The sequence below is a fragment of the Burkholderia sp. 4NA327C6 genome (genome assembly GCF_005502655.1).
In the GTDB taxonomy this organism is placed as follows: domain Bacteria; phylum Pseudomonadota; class Gammaproteobacteria; order Burkholderiales; family Burkholderiaceae; genus Burkholderia; species Burkholderia contaminans.
Genome location: NZ_SCNZ01000040.1, coordinates 1 through 16,070 on the forward strand (window position 1 = coordinate 1; position 16,070 = coordinate 16,070).

Annotated in this window: 15 protein-coding genes; all 15 read left to right on the forward strand. The window is 69.3% G+C overall.

Translation table 11 applies throughout. The features are described 5' to 3' along the window. Positions 1-218 precede the first annotated feature (218 nt). The 15 genes from FFS49_RS30735 to FFS49_RS30800 all read left to right on the forward strand — a co-directional run bounded on the left by FFS49_RS30735 (position 219) and on the right by FFS49_RS30800 (position 16,048). The gene (locus FFS49_RS30735) at positions 219-998 is read left to right on the forward strand and encodes an SDR family oxidoreductase (protein ID WP_039370482.1); all 780 of its coding nucleotides are present in this window, start codon (positions 219-221) and stop codon (positions 996-998) included. Positions 999-1,046: 48 nt separating this feature from the next. Further along, the gene (locus tag FFS49_RS30740; RefSeq protein WP_011352738.1) at positions 1,047-1,439 is read left to right on the forward strand and encodes a methylglyoxal synthase; all 393 of its coding nucleotides are present in this window, start codon (positions 1,047-1,049) and stop codon (positions 1,437-1,439) included. A 189-nt stretch (positions 1,440-1,628) separates the two neighbouring features. Beyond that, complete coding sequence (locus FFS49_RS30745; protein WP_105818715.1) at positions 1,629-2,603, forward strand: quinone oxidoreductase; 975 nt, start codon at positions 1,629-1,631, stop codon at positions 2,601-2,603. A 192-nt stretch (positions 2,604-2,795) separates the two neighbouring features. Next, the gene (locus FFS49_RS43005) at positions 2,796-2,918 is read left to right on the forward strand and encodes a hypothetical protein (protein ID WP_256093628.1); all 123 of its coding nucleotides are present in this window, start codon (positions 2,796-2,798) and stop codon (positions 2,916-2,918) included. Next, positions 2,915-3,007 carry a K(+)-transporting ATPase subunit F gene (kdpF, locus tag FFS49_RS30750; protein WP_006752209.1) on the forward strand — a complete coding sequence of 31 codons (93 nt, stop codon included), beginning with the start codon at positions 2,915-2,917 and terminating at the stop codon, positions 3,005-3,007. The genes FFS49_RS43005 and kdpF overlap by 4 nt, the downstream gene beginning before the upstream one ends. Further along, a complete protein-coding gene (kdpA, locus tag FFS49_RS30755) occupies positions 3,004-4,809 on the forward strand; it encodes a potassium-transporting ATPase subunit KdpA (protein ID WP_105818716.1) in 1,806 nt (601 codons plus the stop codon). Before kdpF ends, kdpA begins: the two co-directional genes overlap by 4 nt. Positions 4,810-4,863: 54 nt before the next feature. Next, positions 4,864-6,948 carry a potassium-transporting ATPase subunit KdpB gene (gene kdpB, locus FFS49_RS30760; protein WP_039370496.1) on the forward strand — a complete coding sequence of 695 codons (2,085 nt, stop codon included), beginning with the start codon at positions 4,864-4,866 and terminating at the stop codon, positions 6,946-6,948. A gap of 25 nt (positions 6,949-6,973) precedes the next feature. Beyond that, the gene (gene kdpC, locus FFS49_RS30765) at positions 6,974-7,555 is read left to right on the forward strand and encodes a potassium-transporting ATPase subunit KdpC (RefSeq protein WP_071334773.1); all 582 of its coding nucleotides are present in this window, start codon (positions 6,974-6,976) and stop codon (positions 7,553-7,555) included. A 153-nt stretch (positions 7,556-7,708) separates the two neighbouring features. Continuing rightward, a complete protein-coding gene (locus tag FFS49_RS30770; RefSeq protein ID WP_105818717.1) occupies positions 7,709-10,552 on the forward strand; it encodes a DUF4118 domain-containing protein in 2,844 nt (947 codons plus the stop codon). Continuing rightward, a complete protein-coding gene (gene kdpE / locus FFS49_RS30775; protein ID WP_039370506.1) occupies positions 10,545-11,243 on the forward strand; it encodes a two-component system response regulator KdpE in 699 nt (232 codons plus the stop codon). The genes FFS49_RS30770 and kdpE overlap by 8 nt, the downstream gene beginning before the upstream one ends. Before the next feature lie 158 nt (positions 11,244-11,401). Further along, positions 11,402-11,686, forward strand: a complete 285-nt coding sequence (locus FFS49_RS30780) for a DUF333 domain-containing protein (protein ID WP_039370679.1) — start codon at positions 11,402-11,404, stop codon at positions 11,684-11,686. A 146-nt stretch (positions 11,687-11,832) separates the two neighbouring features. Then, positions 11,833-12,153: a quaternary ammonium compound efflux SMR transporter SugE gene (gene sugE, locus FFS49_RS30785; protein WP_039370509.1), complete on the forward strand. Its 321-nt coding sequence runs from the start codon at positions 11,833-11,835 to the stop codon at positions 12,151-12,153. A 211-nt stretch (positions 12,154-12,364) separates the two neighbouring features. Then, on the forward strand, positions 12,365-12,982 hold the full coding sequence (locus FFS49_RS30790) for a DUF4126 domain-containing protein (RefSeq protein WP_011352729.1): 618 nt from the start codon (positions 12,365-12,367) through the stop codon (positions 12,980-12,982). Beyond that, positions 12,979-15,594 (forward strand): FtsX-like permease family protein, encoded by a 2,616-nt coding sequence (locus FFS49_RS30795; RefSeq protein WP_171026862.1) that lies wholly within the window; start codon positions 12,979-12,981, stop codon positions 15,592-15,594. The genes FFS49_RS30790 and FFS49_RS30795 overlap by 4 nt, the downstream gene beginning before the upstream one ends. 43 nt (positions 15,595-15,637) lie before the next feature. Next, positions 15,638-16,048 carry a group II truncated hemoglobin gene (locus FFS49_RS30800; protein WP_039370515.1) on the forward strand — a complete coding sequence of 137 codons (411 nt, stop codon included), beginning with the start codon at positions 15,638-15,640 and terminating at the stop codon, positions 16,046-16,048. Positions 16,049-16,070 lie beyond the last annotated feature (22 nt).

Here is a 16,070-nt window from a genome sequence, read left to right on the forward strand (position 1 = left end):
CTTGGTGGCAAAAGATGATCGGGGGCGGGGGCGGGCGCAAGCCGGCCGCGCGCTTATGTCGGCAATTTTACCAAGGCGCGTCGCATGATCCGGATAATATCGACGTCTCACGACAATCCGCGCGCCCGCGCCCGCCCGATTGCCCGCCTGGCCCACCCGGGGTCCATGCGCCGGCCGACGGGGCCGAGCCGGCGCGTGTCGCCACCAAGGAATCGACGATGGATCTCGGCATCGAAGGAAAGACCGCGCTCGTGTGCGCGGCAAGCAAGGGGCTCGGTCGCGGCTGCGCGGAAGCGCTGGCCGCCGAGGGCGTGAACCTCGTGATCGTCGCGCGCACGCGCGACACGCTGGAGGAAACCGCGGAGGAGATCCGTGCCGGCGCGAACGTGTCGGTGACCGCGGTCGCCTGCGACATCACGACGCCGGACGGGCGTGCGGCCGCGCTCGCCGCGTGCCCGCAGCCGGACATTCTCGTGACGAATGCGGGCGGGCCGCCGCCCGGCGACTTCCGCGACTTCTCGCACGACGACTGGATCCGCGCGCTCGAATCGAACATGCTGACGCCGATCGAGCTGATCCGCGCGACCGTCGACGGGATGATCGCGCGCGGTTTCGGCCGGATCGTCAACATCACGAGCTCGGCCGTGAAGGCGCCGATCGACGTGCTCGCGCTGTCGAACGGTGCGCGCTCGGGGCTGACCGGCTTCGTCGCGGGGCTGTCGCGCAAGGTCGCGGGGCAGGGCGTGACGATCAACAACCTGCTGCCGGGCCTGTTCGACACCGACCGGATCGCGACCACGCTCGCCGCGGCGGCGAAGGCGCAGGGTGTGAGCGTCGACGAGATGCGCGCACGGCGCACGAAGGACATCCCGGCCGGCCGCCTCGGCACGCGTGCGGAATTCGGCGCGGCGTGCGCGTTCCTGTGCAGCGTGCACGCCGGCTACATCACCGGGCAGAACTGGCTGCTCGACGGCGGTTCGTATCCGGGCACGTTCTGACGCGCGCGCCGCCTTTCACGACAACCACCTGAGACAAAGGACCTGGAGATGAGCAAACCCCGCATCGCATTGATTGCGCACGACGCGAAGAAGGACGAGATCGTCGCGCTCGCGGGCGAATTCCGCGCGACGCTCGCGCAATGCCGGCTGGTGGCGACCGGCACGACCGGCGGCCGCATCGCGGACGCGCACGGGCTCGAGGTCGAGCGCAAGCTGTCGGGGCCGCTCGGCGGCGACCTGCAGATCGGTGCGGAGCTGGCCGACGGCCGCATCGACATCGTCGTGTTCCTGCGCGACCCGATGACCGCGCAGCCGCACGACCCCGACATCACCGCGCTCGTGCGCGCATGCGACGTGCACGACGTGCCGGTCGCGACCAACGTCGCCACCGCGCGGATGCTGCTCGACGACCTGGCGCGCAACATGCAGGACGTCTGCTAAGGTCTACCCGCGCCCGATCCCGCTCCGATTGCCCCTGTCGGCGGCAGGGCCATGCACGGATGGCCGCGGCGCGCGAGAATCGGGCGTCGCGACGCGCGACTGCCGGACGGTTCCCGCATGAACCGGCCGGCTCCGCGGATCGGCGACCCGGATTTTTCCCAGACAGAATCAGACACGAGGAGCGAAGCGATGCCGAAAGCAATCCGATACGACCAGCCGGGCGGCCCGGACGTGATGAAGTGGGTCGATGTCGAGGTCGGCGAACCGAAGGCGGGTGAAGTCCGTATCCGTCAGCACGCGGTCGGCCTCAACTACATCGACGTGTATTTCCGCACCGGCCTTTACCCGCAGGCGCTGCCCGGCGGTCTCGGGATGGAGGCGGCAGGCGAGGTGACGGCCGTCGGCGAAGGCGTGACCACGTTCAAGGCGGGCGACCGCGTCGCGTACGTCGGGCAGCCGCCGGGCGCGTACGCGCAGGAACGCGTGATGCCGGCCGAGCGGCTCGTGAAGCTGCCGGACGGCATCAGCTACGACGACGCGGCGTCGGTGATGCTGCAGGGCCTGACCGCGCACTACCTGCTGCGCCGCACGTATCCGGTGAAGGCCGGCGACACGATCCTGATCCACGCGGCGGCCGGCGGCGTCGGCCTGCTCGTGTGCCAGTGGGCGAAGGCGCTCGGCGCGACCGTGATCGGGACGGTCGGCTCCGACGAGAAGGCCGCACTCGCGAAGGCGCACGGCTGCGACCATCCGATCGTGTACACGCGCGAGAACTTCACGCAGCGCCTGAAGGAGATCACGAACGGCGCGGGCGTGCCGGTCGTCTACGACTCGATCGGCAAGGACACCTACATCGGTTCGCTCGACTGCCTCGCGCCGCTCGGCTACTTCGTCAGCTTCGGCAATGCGTCGGGCCCGCTGCCGCCGATCGACTCGAAGGAATTCTCGTCGCGCGGTTCGCTGTTCTTCACGCGGCCGACGCTGTTCTCGTACATCGCGAAGCGCGCCGATCTCGAAGCCGCGGCCGCCGAGCTGTTCGACGTGATCCTGTCGGGCAAGGTGAAGACGAGCATCAACCAGCGCTACCCGCTCGCGGAAGTCGGCCGCGCGCATGCCGACCTCGAAGCGCGCAAGACCACCGGCTCGACGATCCTCGTCCCCTGACCTGTCCCCCCGTGCCGGCGCCATGCCGGCACGCGCTTGTCCGGGCGGCGCCACGGCGCCTCCCGTCCCGCCTCCCGGTTTCCGTCGTTCTCCCCCGAATGCCACGTTTACGCGTTTTTTATACGCGCCCCGATACCTTTGACCCGTCCTTTACGTGCGTTCCCATAAGGTTCTAGTCGTCTGATTTCGACGATGGAGAACAGAAAAATGGATGGGGTATTTATCGGCGCACTGGTGCTCTTCACCGCGCTGATCCTCGGTTTGATTGCCGGTTGCGACAAGCTCGTGCAATACGGTCGCGGGGGGCGAGCATGACCTGGATGCTTTGGCTGGCGGGCGCCTCGACGGCCCTGCTGTTCGCGTATCTCGTCTTTGCGCTGCTGCGCGCGGAGGACATCGAATGAACGCGAACAATCTCTTGCAAACGCTGATCTTCATCGTCGTGCTGCTGGCGGCGGCCGTTCCGGTCGCGCGCTATCTGTCCGCGGTCATGGACGGCAGCTCGCGCGTCGTGCGCGTGTTCGGGCCGCTCGAGCGCGCGCTGTACCGCATCGCCGGCGTCGACGCCGGCAGCGAGATGAACTGGAAGCAGTACGCCGTCGCGACGATCGCGTTCAACGCGCTCGGCGCGCTGTTCCTTTACGGCCTGCTGCGTCTGCAGGGCTTCCTGCCCGGCAATCCGCAGCAGTTCGGCGCGATGACGGTCGACGGCGCGTTCAACACGGCCGTCAGCTTCGTCACCAACACGAACTGGCAGGACTACACGCCGGAGCAGACCGTCAGCTACCTGACGCAGATGCTCGGCCTGACCGTGCAGAACTTCCTGTCGGCGGCAACCGGCATCGTCGTCGTGATCGCGCTGATCCGCGGGTTCGCGCGCCACACCGCGCAGACGATCGGCAACTTCTGGGTCGACCTCACGCGCGTGACGATGTACGTGCTCGTGCCGATGTCGGTGATCATCGCCGCGCTGCTGATGAGCCAGGGCGTGATCCAGAACATGAAGTCGTACCAGGACGTGCCGGTGCTGCAGACGAGCACCTATGCGGCGCCGAAGCTCGACGCGCAGGGCAATCCGGTGAAGGACGACAAGGGCAATCCGGTCACGGTGCCGACCCAGCTCACGAAGCAGACGCTTGCAATGGGCCCGGTCGCGTCGCAGGAAGCGATCAAGATGCTCGGCACCAATGGTGGCGGCTTCTTCAACGCGAACTCCGCGCACCCGTACGAGAACCCGACGCCGTTCGCGAACTTCATCCAGATCTTCGCGATCCTGATCATCCCGGCCTCGCTGTGTCTCGTGTTCGGCCGCATGATCGGCGACCGCCGGCAGGGTATCGCGGTGCTCGCGGCGATGACGGTCGCGTTCGTGATCGCGATCGGCTTCGAGGTGAGCGCCGAGCAGGGCGGCAACCCGACGCTCGCCGCGCTGCACGTCGACCAGACGGCGAGCGCGCTGCAGCCGGGCGGCAACATGGAGGGCAAGGAAACGCGCTTCGGTATCGCGCAGACCGGCATCTTCACGGTCGCGACGACGGCCGCGTCGTGCGGCGCCGTCGACACGATGCACGATTCGCTGACGCCGCTCGGCGGCCTCGTGCCGATGCTGCTGATTCAGCTGGGCGAGGTGGTCTACGGCGGGGTCGGCTCGGGTCTCTACGGGATGCTCGTGTTCGCGCTGCTCGCGGTGTTCGTCGCCGGCCTGATGATCGGCCGCACGCCGGAATACGTCGGCAAGAAGATCGAGGCGTACGAGATGAAGATGGTGTCGATCGTCGTGCTGCTCACGCCGCTGCTGGTGCTGGTCGGTACGTCGATCGCCGTGCTCGCCGATGCGGGCAAGGCCGGCATCGCGAACCCGGGGCCGCACGGCTTCTCGGAAATCCTGTACGCGTTCAGCTCGGCCGCCAACAACAACGGCAGCGCGTTCGCGGGTCTGACGGTCGGCACGCCGTTCTACAACTGGACGACCGCGATCGCGATGTGGTTCGGCCGCTTCGGCACGATCGTGCCGGTGCTGGCGATCGCCGGCTCGCTCGCCGCGAAGAAGCGCATCGCGGTGACGAGCGGCACGCTGCCGACGCACGGCCCGCTGTTCGTCGTGCTGCTGCTCGGCACCGTGCTGCTGGTGGGCGCGCTGACCTACGTGCCGGCGCTGGCGCTCGGCCCGGGCGTCGAGCACCTGATGATGTGGCTGGGCGCGTGATGCGCGCCCGCATGGCGACACATTGAAAAGACTGAAGAGATTGAAGAGATCGCAATGACTCAACATTCCGCAACACGGTCCATGTTCGATCCGGCGCTGCTGCGCCCGGCGATCGTGGACTCGTTCAAGAAACTCACGCCGCGCACGCAGTTCCGCAATCCGGTGATGTTCTGCGTGTACGTCGGCAGCATCCTCACCACGATCCTGTGGATCGCGGCGCTCGCCGGCCAGGCCGAGGCGCCCGCGGGCTTCATCCTCGCGATCGCGCTGTGGCTGTGGTTCACCGTGCTGTTCGCGAACTTCGCCGAGGCGCTCGCCGAAGGGCGTTCGAAGGCGCAGGCGGCGTCGCTGCGCAGCGCGAAGAAAGACGTGATGGCGAAGAAGCTCAACGAGCCGCATCCGAAGTCGCCGATCCGCATCACGACCGCGACCGAGCTGCGTAAAGGCGACGTCGTGCTGGTCGAGGCCGGCGACGTGATCCCGGCCGACGGCGAGGTGGTCGATGGCGTCGCCTCGGTCGACGAGTCGGCGATCACCGGCGAATCCGCGCCGGTGATCCGCGAATCGGGCGGCGACTTCTCGTCGGTCACGGGCGGCACGCGCGTGCTGTCGGACTGGATCGTCGTCAAGGTCACCGCGAACCCCGGCGAGGCGTTCCTCGACCGGATGATCGCGATGGTCGAAGGCGCGAAGCGCAAGAAGACGCCGAACGAGATCGCGCTGACGATCCTGCTCGTCGCGCTGACGATCGTGATGCTGCTCGCGACCGCGACGCTGCTGCCGTTCTCGATGTTCTCCGTCGAAGCGATGAAGGCTGGCCACGTGGTGACGATCACTGCATTGGTTGCGCTGCTCGTCTGCCTGATCCCGACGACGATCGGCGGCCTGCTGTCCGCGATCGGCGTGGCCGGGATGAGCCGGATGATGCAGGCGAACGTGATCGCGACGTCGGGCCGCGCGGTGGAAGCCGCCGGCGACGTCGACGTGCTGCTGCTCGACAAGACCGGCACGATCACGCTCGGCAACCGCCAGGCATCGACGTTCGTGCCGGCGCCGGGCGTGACCGAGGAAGCGCTGGCCGATGCCGCGCAACTGTCGTCGCTCGCCGACGAAACGCCGGAAGGCCGCAGCATCGTCGTGCTCGCGAAGGAACGTTTCAACATTCGCCAGCGCGACATGGGGCAGCTGCACGCGACGTTCATCGGCTTCTCCGCGCAGACGCGGATGAGCGGCGTCGACCTGCCGGGCCGTGAAATCCGCAAGGGTGCGGCCGATGCGATCCGCAATTACGTCGAGACGCACGGCAGCCGCTTCCCCGAGGAAGTGCGCCGTGCGGTCGACGAAGTCGCGCGCCGCGGCAGCACGCCGCTCGTCGTGGCCGACCTGCAGGACGGGGCGGCGCGCGTGCTCGGCGTGATCGAGCTGAAGGACATCGTGAAGGGCGGCATCAAGGAGCGCTTCGCGGAGCTGCGCAAGATGGGCATCAAGACCGTGATGGTGACGGGCGACAACCGGTTGACGGCCGCGGCGATCGCGGCGGAAGCGGGCGTCGACGATTTCCTCGCGGAAGCGACGCCGGAAACCAAGCTCGCGACGATCCGCGAGCACCAGGCCGCAGGGCGCCTCGTCGCGATGACGGGCGACGGCACCAACGACGCACCGGCGCTCGCGCAGGCCGACGTCGCCGTGGCGATGAACACCGGCACGCAGGCGGCGAAGGAAGCCGGCAACATGGTCGACCTCGACTCGAACCCGACGAAGCTGATCGAGATCGTCGAGATCGGCAAGCAGATGCTGATGACGCGCGGGTCGCTGACGACGTTCTCGATCGCGAACGACATCGCGAAGTACTTCGCGATCATCCCGGCCGCATTCGTGACGACGTACCCGCAGCTGCGCGTGCTCGACATCATGCACCTGACGTCGCCGGCGTCCGCGATCCTGTCGGCGGTGATCTTCAACGCGCTGATCATCGTCGCGCTGATTCCGCTGGCGCTGAAGGGCGTCACGTACCGGCCGCTCGGCGCGGCTTCGCTCCTGCGCCGCAACCTGCTGGTGTACGGCCTCGGCGGCGTGCTGCTGCCGTTCCCGTTCATCAAGCTGATCGACATGACGCTCGCTGCACTCGGCTGGGCCTGAGCCGGCCGTATTTGAAGGAAACATCATGAAAACGTTGATTCGTCCGCTCGTCGTGATCTTTGTCGTGCTGACCGCGGTGACGGGGCTCGCTTACCCGGCCGTGATGACCGTGTTGGGCCAGGCCGTGTTCCCGTCGCAGGCGAACGGCAGCCTGATCGAGAAGGACGGCAAGGCGGTCGGCTCCGCGCTGATCGGCCAGCAGTTCGATGCGCCGAAGTACTTTTGGGGCCGGCTGTCGGCCACGACGCCGATGCCGTACAACGCGACCGGCTCCGGCGGCTCGAACCTGGGCCCGCTGAACCCGTCGCTTGCCGACCAGGTGAAGGGGCGCATCGCCGCGCTGCGCGACGCGGGCACCGACATGTCGAAGCCGGTGCCGGTCGACCTCGTGACGGCGTCGGCGAGCGGCCTCGATCCGGAAATCACGCCGGCCGCCGCCGCGTACCAGGTCGAGCGCGTCGCGAAGGCGCGCAACCTGGCGCCCGACGCGGTCGCGCAGCTCGTCGCCGCGAACACGAAGGGCCGCCAGTTCGGCGTGCTCGGCGAACCGCGCGTGAACGTGCTGCAGCTGAACCTCGCACTCGACGCGGCGCAGGCCGCGCACTGACCGGGCATCCGGGCAACCGGCGTCCGGCGCGGCCCGATCCGCGCCGGACGCAGCTTTTTCCCGACGGCGCATGCGCCGTCTTTGCCTTTTGCGGCGATTTGGAACAACAATGCTCGTACTCGCGCGCATCCGGGCGCTCCGCCTTTCTGACGCATGAATCGTCCCGACCCAGACCAACTCCTCGACAAGCTGCAGCGTGACGAAGAAAAGCAGCGGCGCGGCCAGCTCAAGATTTTCTTCGGCGCGTCGGCCGGTGTCGGCAAGACCTACGCGATGCTGCAGGCCGCGCGCCAGCGCCTGCAGGAAGGCGTCGACGTCGTCGTCGGCATCGTCGAGACCCACGGGCGCAGCGAAACCGCCGCGCTGCTCGACGGCCTCGACGTGCTGCCGCTCGCGCGCATCGACTATCGCGGCCGCACACTTGCCGAATTCGATCTCGACGGCGCGCTCGCGCGCCAGCCGCAACTGATCCTCGTCGACGAACTCGCGCATTCGAACGTGCAGGGCGCGCGGCACCTGAAGCGCTGGCAGGATGTGTACGAGCTGCTCGACGCGGGCATCGACGTCTACACGACCGTCAACGTCCAGCACCTCGAAAGCCTGAACGACGTGGTCGGCGCGATCACCGGCATCCGCGTGTGGGAGACCGTGCCCGATCGCGTATTCGACGCGGCCGACGAAGTCACGCTCGTCGACCTGCCGGCCGAGGAACTGCTCGAGCGGATGCGCGACGGCAAGGTCTATCTCGCGCAGCAGGCCGAGCGCGCGGTGCGCAACTTCTTCCGCAAGGGCAACCTGATCGCGCTGCGCGAACTGGCGCTGCGGCGCACGGCCGATCGCGTCGACGCGCAGATGCGCGAATATCGCGCCGATCGTTCAATCCAGCGCATCTGGCAGGCGCGCGAGCGGCTGCTCGTGTGCGTCGGCCCGGGCCCTGAAGCGCCGACGCTCGTGCGGGCGGCCGCGCGGCTCGCCGCGAGCCTGAAGGCCGACTGGATCGCCGTCTATGTGGAGACGCCGCGCCTGCAGCGCCTGCCCGACGCACGGCGGCAGCGCACGCTCGACGCTCTGAAGCTCGCGGCCGAGCTCGGCGCGGAGACGGCCACGCTCGCCGGCGCCGACGCGGTCGCCGCGCTGATCGGCTATGCGAAGGTGCGCAACGTGTCGAAGATCGTCGCGGGCGGCTCGCCGAAGGTCGGGCTCGTGCGCCGCTTCGTGCGGCCGTTCGGCGAGAAGCTTGCCGAACGCGCGGGCGACGTCGACCTGATGCTGATCCGGGCGTCCGCGAGCGACGAGGCGCGTGCAGCGCCCCTCGACGCGCGTGCGCGCGACTGGCGCGACGCGTTCGCGCAGTTCGGCACGCATCGTTCGCCGCCGCGGCACTACGTGTATGCGGCCGCGATCTGCGCGGCGATCACGGTTGTCGCGAGCCTCGTGTCCGAGCGGCTCGACCTCACGAACCTCGTGATGCTGTACCTGCTCGGCGTCGTGTTCTCGGCAGTGCGGCTCGGGCGCGGCCCGGGCGTGCTGCAGTCGTTCCTGTCGGTGGCCGCGTTCGATTATTTCTTCGTGCCGCCGCGCATGTCGTTCTCGGTCAGCGACACGCAGTACCTGCTGACCTTCTTCGGGATGCTGCTGACGTCGCTCGTGATCAGCCACCTGACGTCGACGCTGACGCGCCAGGCGAGCGTCGCGCAGCGCCGCGAGCGCCGCACCGGCGCGATCTACGCGATGGCGCGCGAGCTGGGCGCGGCGCTGACCACCGAACAGATCGTCGAGATCGGCAGCCGTCACGTGGGCGAGGTGTTCCGCGCGCGCGTCGCATTCCTGTTGCCCGACAGCGCGGACAAGGTGCGCCAGAAGATCGAGGAGCCCGATGCGGCCGTCACGCTGACGGGCGCCGATCTCGACAGCGACGTCGGCCAGTGGGTGTACGACCAGCAGAAGCCGGCCGGCCGCGGCACCGATACGTTGCCCGCGACGGCCGCGCTGTACCTGCCGCTGAAGGCGCCGATGCGCACGCGCGGCGTGCTCGCGGTCGCATCGCGCGAGCCGCGCGAACTCGAGGTGCCGGAGCAGCAGCGGATGCTCGACGCGTTCGCCGCGCAGATCGCGCTCGCGCTCGAGCGCGTGCACTACGTCGAGATCGCGCGCGACGCGCTCGTCAACATGGAATCCGAGCGGCTGCGCAACTCGCTGCTGTCGGCGATCTCGCACGACCTGCGCACGCCGCTCACGACGATCGTCGGCTTCTCGTCGATGCTCGCGAACGGGCGCGCGGCCGCGCAGGGCGGCGATGCGGCGGCGGCCGAACGCTTCGCGCAGCGCGAGGGCGAACTCGTCGACGCGATCCACGACGAGGCGCTGCGGATGACGGGCATCGTCACGAACCTGCTCGACATGGCGCGGCTGCAGGCCGGCAGCCTGCAGTTGAAGCGCCAGTGGTCGCTGCTCGAGGAAACCGTCGGCGCCGCACTCGCCGCCTGCAAGCGCGTGCTTGCGCGCCATCCGGCGCGCGTCGTGCTGCCGGCCGACCTGCCGCTCCTGCAGATGGACGCGGTGCTGATGGAGCGCCTGTTCACCAACCTGTTCGAGAACGCGGCGAAGTACACGCCGGCCGATACGCCGCTCGACATCGGTGCGGAGCGCGTGACCGACGACGGGCTGCCGTTCGTGCGCGTGCTCGTCGACGACTATGGTCCCGGCCTGCCGGCCGGGATGGAAACGCGGATCTTCGACAAGTTCACGCGCGGCGAGAAGGAATCGGCGACGCCGGGCATCGGCCTCGGCCTTGCGATCTGCCGCGCGATCGTCGAAGCGCACGGCGGTAAAATCGGCGCGTTCAACCGTACGGCACCCGACGGCCATGTGACGGGCGCGCGTTTCTGGTTCACGCTGCCGGTCGAGACACCGCCGGCCGCGCCTGCCGTACCCGACGACGAACCCGAAGTGCCGGGTGCGTCGTCTCCATCCGAATCATTGCCAGACCATGAGTGAACCCAGCCTGACCGTCGTCCTGATCGAGGACGAAAAGCAGATCCGCCGTTTCGTGCGCGCCGCGCTCGAGGAGGAGGACATCGCGGTGTTCGAGGCCGAGACGGGCAAGCAGGGGCTGATCGACGCGGCGACGCGCAAGCCCGATCTCGTGATCGTCGACCTCGGCCTGCCCGATACCGACGGCCTCGACGTGATCCGCGAACTGCGCGGCTGGTCCGAGGTGCCGGTGATCGTGTTGTCCGCGCGCACGCAGGAAGAGGAGAAAGTCGCGGCGCTCGACGCGGGTGCCGACGATTACCTGACCAAGCCGTTCGGCGTGTCCGAACTGCGCGCGCGGATTCGCGCGCAACTGCGCCGGCGCAACCAGGGCGGCGCGAACGAGTCGCCGAAGGTGACCTTCGGCACCGTGACCGTCGATCTCGCGCTGCGCCAGGTGTGGCGCGACAACGAGATCGTGCACCTGACGCCGCTCGAATACCGGCTGCTCGCGACGCTCGTGCGGCACGCGGGGCGCGTGCTGACGCACCGCCAGCTGCTGCGCGACGTGTGGGGGCCGTCGCACGTCGAAAGCCACCACTATCTGCGCATCTACATGGCGCACCTGCGCCAGAAGCTCGAGCGCGACCCGGCGCAGCCCGAGTACATCGTGACGGAGACGGGCGTCGGCTACCGGCTGGTCGGTGCCGCATGACGGGCGTAGCCCGCGCGCAACGGCGCACGTGCACGTGACGTCGCGTGCCGGCCAGGTTGCGTCGGCGCGACAGTCTCGCGGCCGGCGCGCGCGTTGCACACCCGGCGCTCATTCCCCGTTATCCTGACCGTTCCGCGAACGAAAACGAGGAGCGTGCAATGTCCGTCCGTCTGGTCGTCATCTGTGCGCTGGCGCTTGCCGCGTCTGGCGCGTTCGCCCAACCGCTGCCGCCCGGGCAGCAACCGTCGTCGCAGCAGCAGGCGATGGCCAACCCCGCTTCGGTCAATTGCGCCAAGCTCGGCGGCCGCCACACGATCCGCAACCTGGCGAGCGGGCAGGTCGGCATGTGCGTGTTCAAGGACGGCCGCGTGTGCGAGGAGTGGGCGTTGTACCGCGACGACCGCTGCGTCGGCGGCGCCACGCCGAAGCGCGTATCGAACTGACCGGCAGCGGGCCGGTTGCGCCCCCGATCGGCCGCCGGCCACGCGCCGCGGCCGTAAGCATCTTGTTATACTCGGCGCCGCCCGGGGACGACCCCGGGTCATTCGTTTCAACGGGGACGGCCCCATCCGATACGGAGTACGTCGAGATGGCGTGGGTATTGTTGTTCATTGCCGGGTTGCTGGAAGTGGCCTGGGCGGCCGGCATGAAATCGTCGGACGGCTTCACGAAGCTCGGTCCGTCGGTGTTTACGATCGTGACGGCGCTGGCCAGCTTCGGGCTGCTCGCGGTCGCGATGCGCCAGTTGCCGCTCGGCACCGCGTACGCAGTGTGGACGGGCATCGGCGCGGTCGGTGCGTTTGTGTTCGGCATCGTGATGATGGGCGAGGCGCTGACCGTCGCGCGCGTCGCGAGCGCCGCGTTGATCGTCGCGGGGCTGATCGGCCTCAAGCTGTCGTCCGCTGCCTGACGCGGGCACCCGGGCGCGCGTGCACCCGGGTGCCGCACCGAGGAATTGCGCCGGCCGTGCGCCTAGCCTGTCTATAATGGAACGCATTCGGGCCTGAATACCGTCGTGCTTCTCGCGGCACGCGGTGCCGGTCGCCACGCGCCGCGCGGCCTGTCTGTCCAACCCGATCCGATCAATCGGCAAATCGCACGGAAAGTGCAAGGAGAGGGCCATGATCGAAGCCATTTCGCTCGGCGCGGGGCTCGCGTGGGCGAGCGGCCTGCGCCTGTACCTGACCGTGCTGATCGCCGGCGTGCTGGCGCGGTTCGGCTGGCTCCACCTGCCCGACACGCTGGCCGTCCTGATGTCGCCGTGGGTCATCGGTGCCGCGGCCGTGCTCACCGTCACCGAATTCCTTGCCGACAAGATCCCCGCGTTCGACTCGCTGTGGGATGCCGTGCACACCTTCATCCGCATTCCGGCCGGCGCGGTGCTCGCGGCCGGCGCGCTCGGCCACGCCGATCCGACCGTGCTCGCGGTCGCGGGGCTCGCAGGCGGCTCGCTCGCCGGTGCCGCACACGTGGCGAAGGCCGGCACGCGCGCGATGATCAACCTGTCGCCGGAACCGATTTCGAACTGGATCGCCTCGTCGACCGAGGACGGCCTCGTGGTCGGCGGGCTCGTGCTCGCGTTCTTCGTTCCGCTAGCCTTCCTCGTGCTGCTTGCCGCCTTCATCGCGGCGTCCGCGTGGGCGCTCCCGCGCCTGTGGCGCGGTGTCTCGGGCGGCTTTCGCGGCATGGCGAACCACATGGTGTCGCGGCTCAACTCGATCGGGGGGAAGCGCGATTGAAGGGGCGGCAACACGCGGCGCAGCCGCCGGCCGGGCAACCCGGCCATGAGGTGCACGTGCATGCCGGCCGCTTCGGCCTGCGCGACCTGATTCGCCAGGCCGCCCGCATGACCGCGCGCGATTGGCGCGCGGGCGAGCTGACGCTGCTCGTCCTTGCATTGGTGCTTGCGGTCGCGGCGCTGACGAGCGTCGGCTTCCTTGCCGACCGGCTGCGCCAGGGGCTCGAGCGGGACGCGCGCCAGATGCTCGGCGCCGATTTCGTCGTGCGGGCCGATCGCCCCGTCGATCCGTCGTTCGATCAGCAAGCCCGCGCGCTCGGCCTGCGTACCGCGACGACCGCCATCTTCCCGAGCATGATCGCGTCCGCCACGGGCGGGCAGGCGACCGACGCGGCGCCCTCGCGCCTCGCGGCCGTGAAGGCCGTGTCGCCCGGCTATCCGTTGCGCGGCGCGGTCGATATCGTGCCGGCCGGCGCGGCCGCCGCGCAGAAGGCGGCCGCGATTCCCGCGCCCGGCACCGTATGGGCCGATCCGGCGCTGCTCGATGCACTGCACCTGAAGGCGGGCGATACGGTGCGCGTCGGGCTGCGCACGTTCAAGGTCGCCGCGTCGATTTCCCGCGAACTCGATCGCGGGTTTTCCTTCGTCAATTTTTCGCCGCGGCTGATGATGCGCGCGGACGAGCTGGCCGCGACCGGGCTCACGGGCTACGGCAGCCGTGTCACGTACCGGCTGCTGGTTGCCGGCGACCAGCAGGCTGTCACCCGCTTCGAAGCGTATGCGCATGCACGCGTCGACGGCGGGAAACTGCGCGGCGTCGGTCTCGAGTCGTTGCAGGAAGGCCAGCCGCAGGTGCGGCAGACGCTGGATCGCGCGCGTCACTTCCTGACGCTCGTCGCGCTGCTCACCGCGCTGCTCGCGGCGGTCGCGATCGCGATGGCCGCGCAGCGCTACATGCGGCGCCATCTCGACGGCTGCGCGACGATGCGCTGCCTCGGCGTGAGCCGCCGCACGCTCGGCGCGCTGTTCGCACTCGAATTCGCCGGCATCGGGATCGTGTCTGGCGCGGCAGGCGCGGTGCTCGGCTACGGCGGCCACTGGGCGTTGCTGGCCGCGCTCGGTGGCCTGATCGACGTGGTGCTGCCGCCTCCCACGCTGTGGCCGGCCCTGATCGGCATGGGCGCCGCGCTCGTGCTGCTGCTCGGCTTCGCGCTGCCGCCGCTCGTGCCGCTCACGCGCGTACCGCCGGTGCGCGTGCTGCGGCGCGAGTGGGGCGACGCGTCGCGCACGGCATGGGCCGCGTATGCGATCGGCGTCGTGCTGTTCGCGGGGCTGCTGATCGTGGCCGCCGGCAACCTGAAGCTCGGGCTGATCGTCGCGGGCGGTTTCGCCGGCGCGCTGGTCGGTTTCGCGCTGATCGCGCGGCTCGTGCTGTTCGCCGCCGCGCGCGCGGTGCGCAACGCGCGCGTGGCGGCGGGCGTCGGCTGGCGTTACGCGCTCGCGTCGCTGCACCGGCGCGGCACGGCCAGCGCGCTGCAGATCACCGCGCTCGCGCTCGGCCTGATGTGCCTGCTGCTGATCGCGATCACGCGCAACGACCTCGTCGCAGGGTGGCGGCAGTCGACGCCGCCCGATGCGCCGAATCAGTTCCTGATCGACATCCAGCCCGACCAGCGCGCCGACGTCGCGGCCTATCTGGCCGCGCACGGCGTGCGCGACGCGGTGCCCGAGCCGATGGTGCGCGGCCGCCTCGTCGCGATCAACGGCAAGCCGGTGAATCCGGACGCCTACCCGTCCGAGGAGGCGCGCCGGCTCGTCGACCGCGAGTTCAACCTGTCCTATACGACCCGGTTGCCGTCCGACAATCGGATCGTCGAAGGTGACTGGTTCGGCACCGCGGCGACGCCGCAGATCTCGATCGAGGCTGGCCTCGCGAAGACGCTGAACGTGAAGCCGGGTGACGTGCTGCGCTTCGACGTGACGGGGCTGACGGTCGATGCGCCGATCACGAGCGTGCGCAAGCTCGACTGGGGTTCGTTCCGCGTCAATTTCTTCGTGCTGATGCCGCCACCGGTGCTGAAGGATTTCCCGGCCGTGTACCTGACAAGCTTCCATTTGCCGGCATCGAATGCCGCGCTGCTCGATCCGCTGATCGCGCGCTATCCGAACCTGACCGCGATCGACGTCGCGCCGATTCTCGCGCAGTTGCAGCGGATGATGCTGCAGGTGGTCGGCGCGGTGCAGTTCCTGTTCATGTTCACGCTCGCGGCCGGCGTGCTCGTGCTGTACACGGCGCTGGCCGGCACGCGCGACGAGCGGGTGCGCGAGGCGGCGCTGCTGCGCGCGCTCGGCGCGTCGCGCGCGCAGGTCAACGCGGTGCAGCGCGCGGAGTTCGTCGTGGTCGGCACGCTGGCCGGTGCGTTGGCCTCGGCAGGCGCGATCGCGGTCGGCTGGGTGCTCGCGTCGCGCGTGTTCGACTTCCAGCTCGCCGTCGATCCGTGGCTCGTGCCGGCCGGCATCGCGGCCGGCGTCGCGTGCGCCGGTGCGGCCGGCTGGCTGAGCCTGCATAATGTGTTGCGGCGCCCCGCGCTGCAGTCGCTGCGCGACGCCTGAGCGTCGCCGGCGGCCCCGAAGATCCCGTTTTCCGACTATCCGTATGACCGATGTGAATGACGATGCGCCGTCGCAGCCGACGGCGTTCGAGCTCGTGGGCGGCGAAGCCCGCGTGCGCGAAATGGTGGACCGCTTTTACGACCTGATGGACCTCGAGCCCGAGTTCGCGCAGATTCGCGCGATTCACCCGGCGTCGCTCGACGGTTCGCGCGACAAGCTGTTCTGGTTCCTGTGCGGGTGGCTCGGCGGCCCCGACCACTACATCAGCCGGTTCGGCCATCCGCGGCTGCGCGCGCGGCACCTGCCGTTCCCGATCGCGTCGGTCGAGCGCGACCAGTGGCTGCGCTGCATGGCGTGGGCGATGGACGACATCGGGCTGGCCGAGCCGTTGCGCGAGCGGCTCATGCATTCGTTCTACGACACGGCCGACTGGATGCGCAACCGGCCCGGTTGATCGACCGGTACGCCGCCGCCCG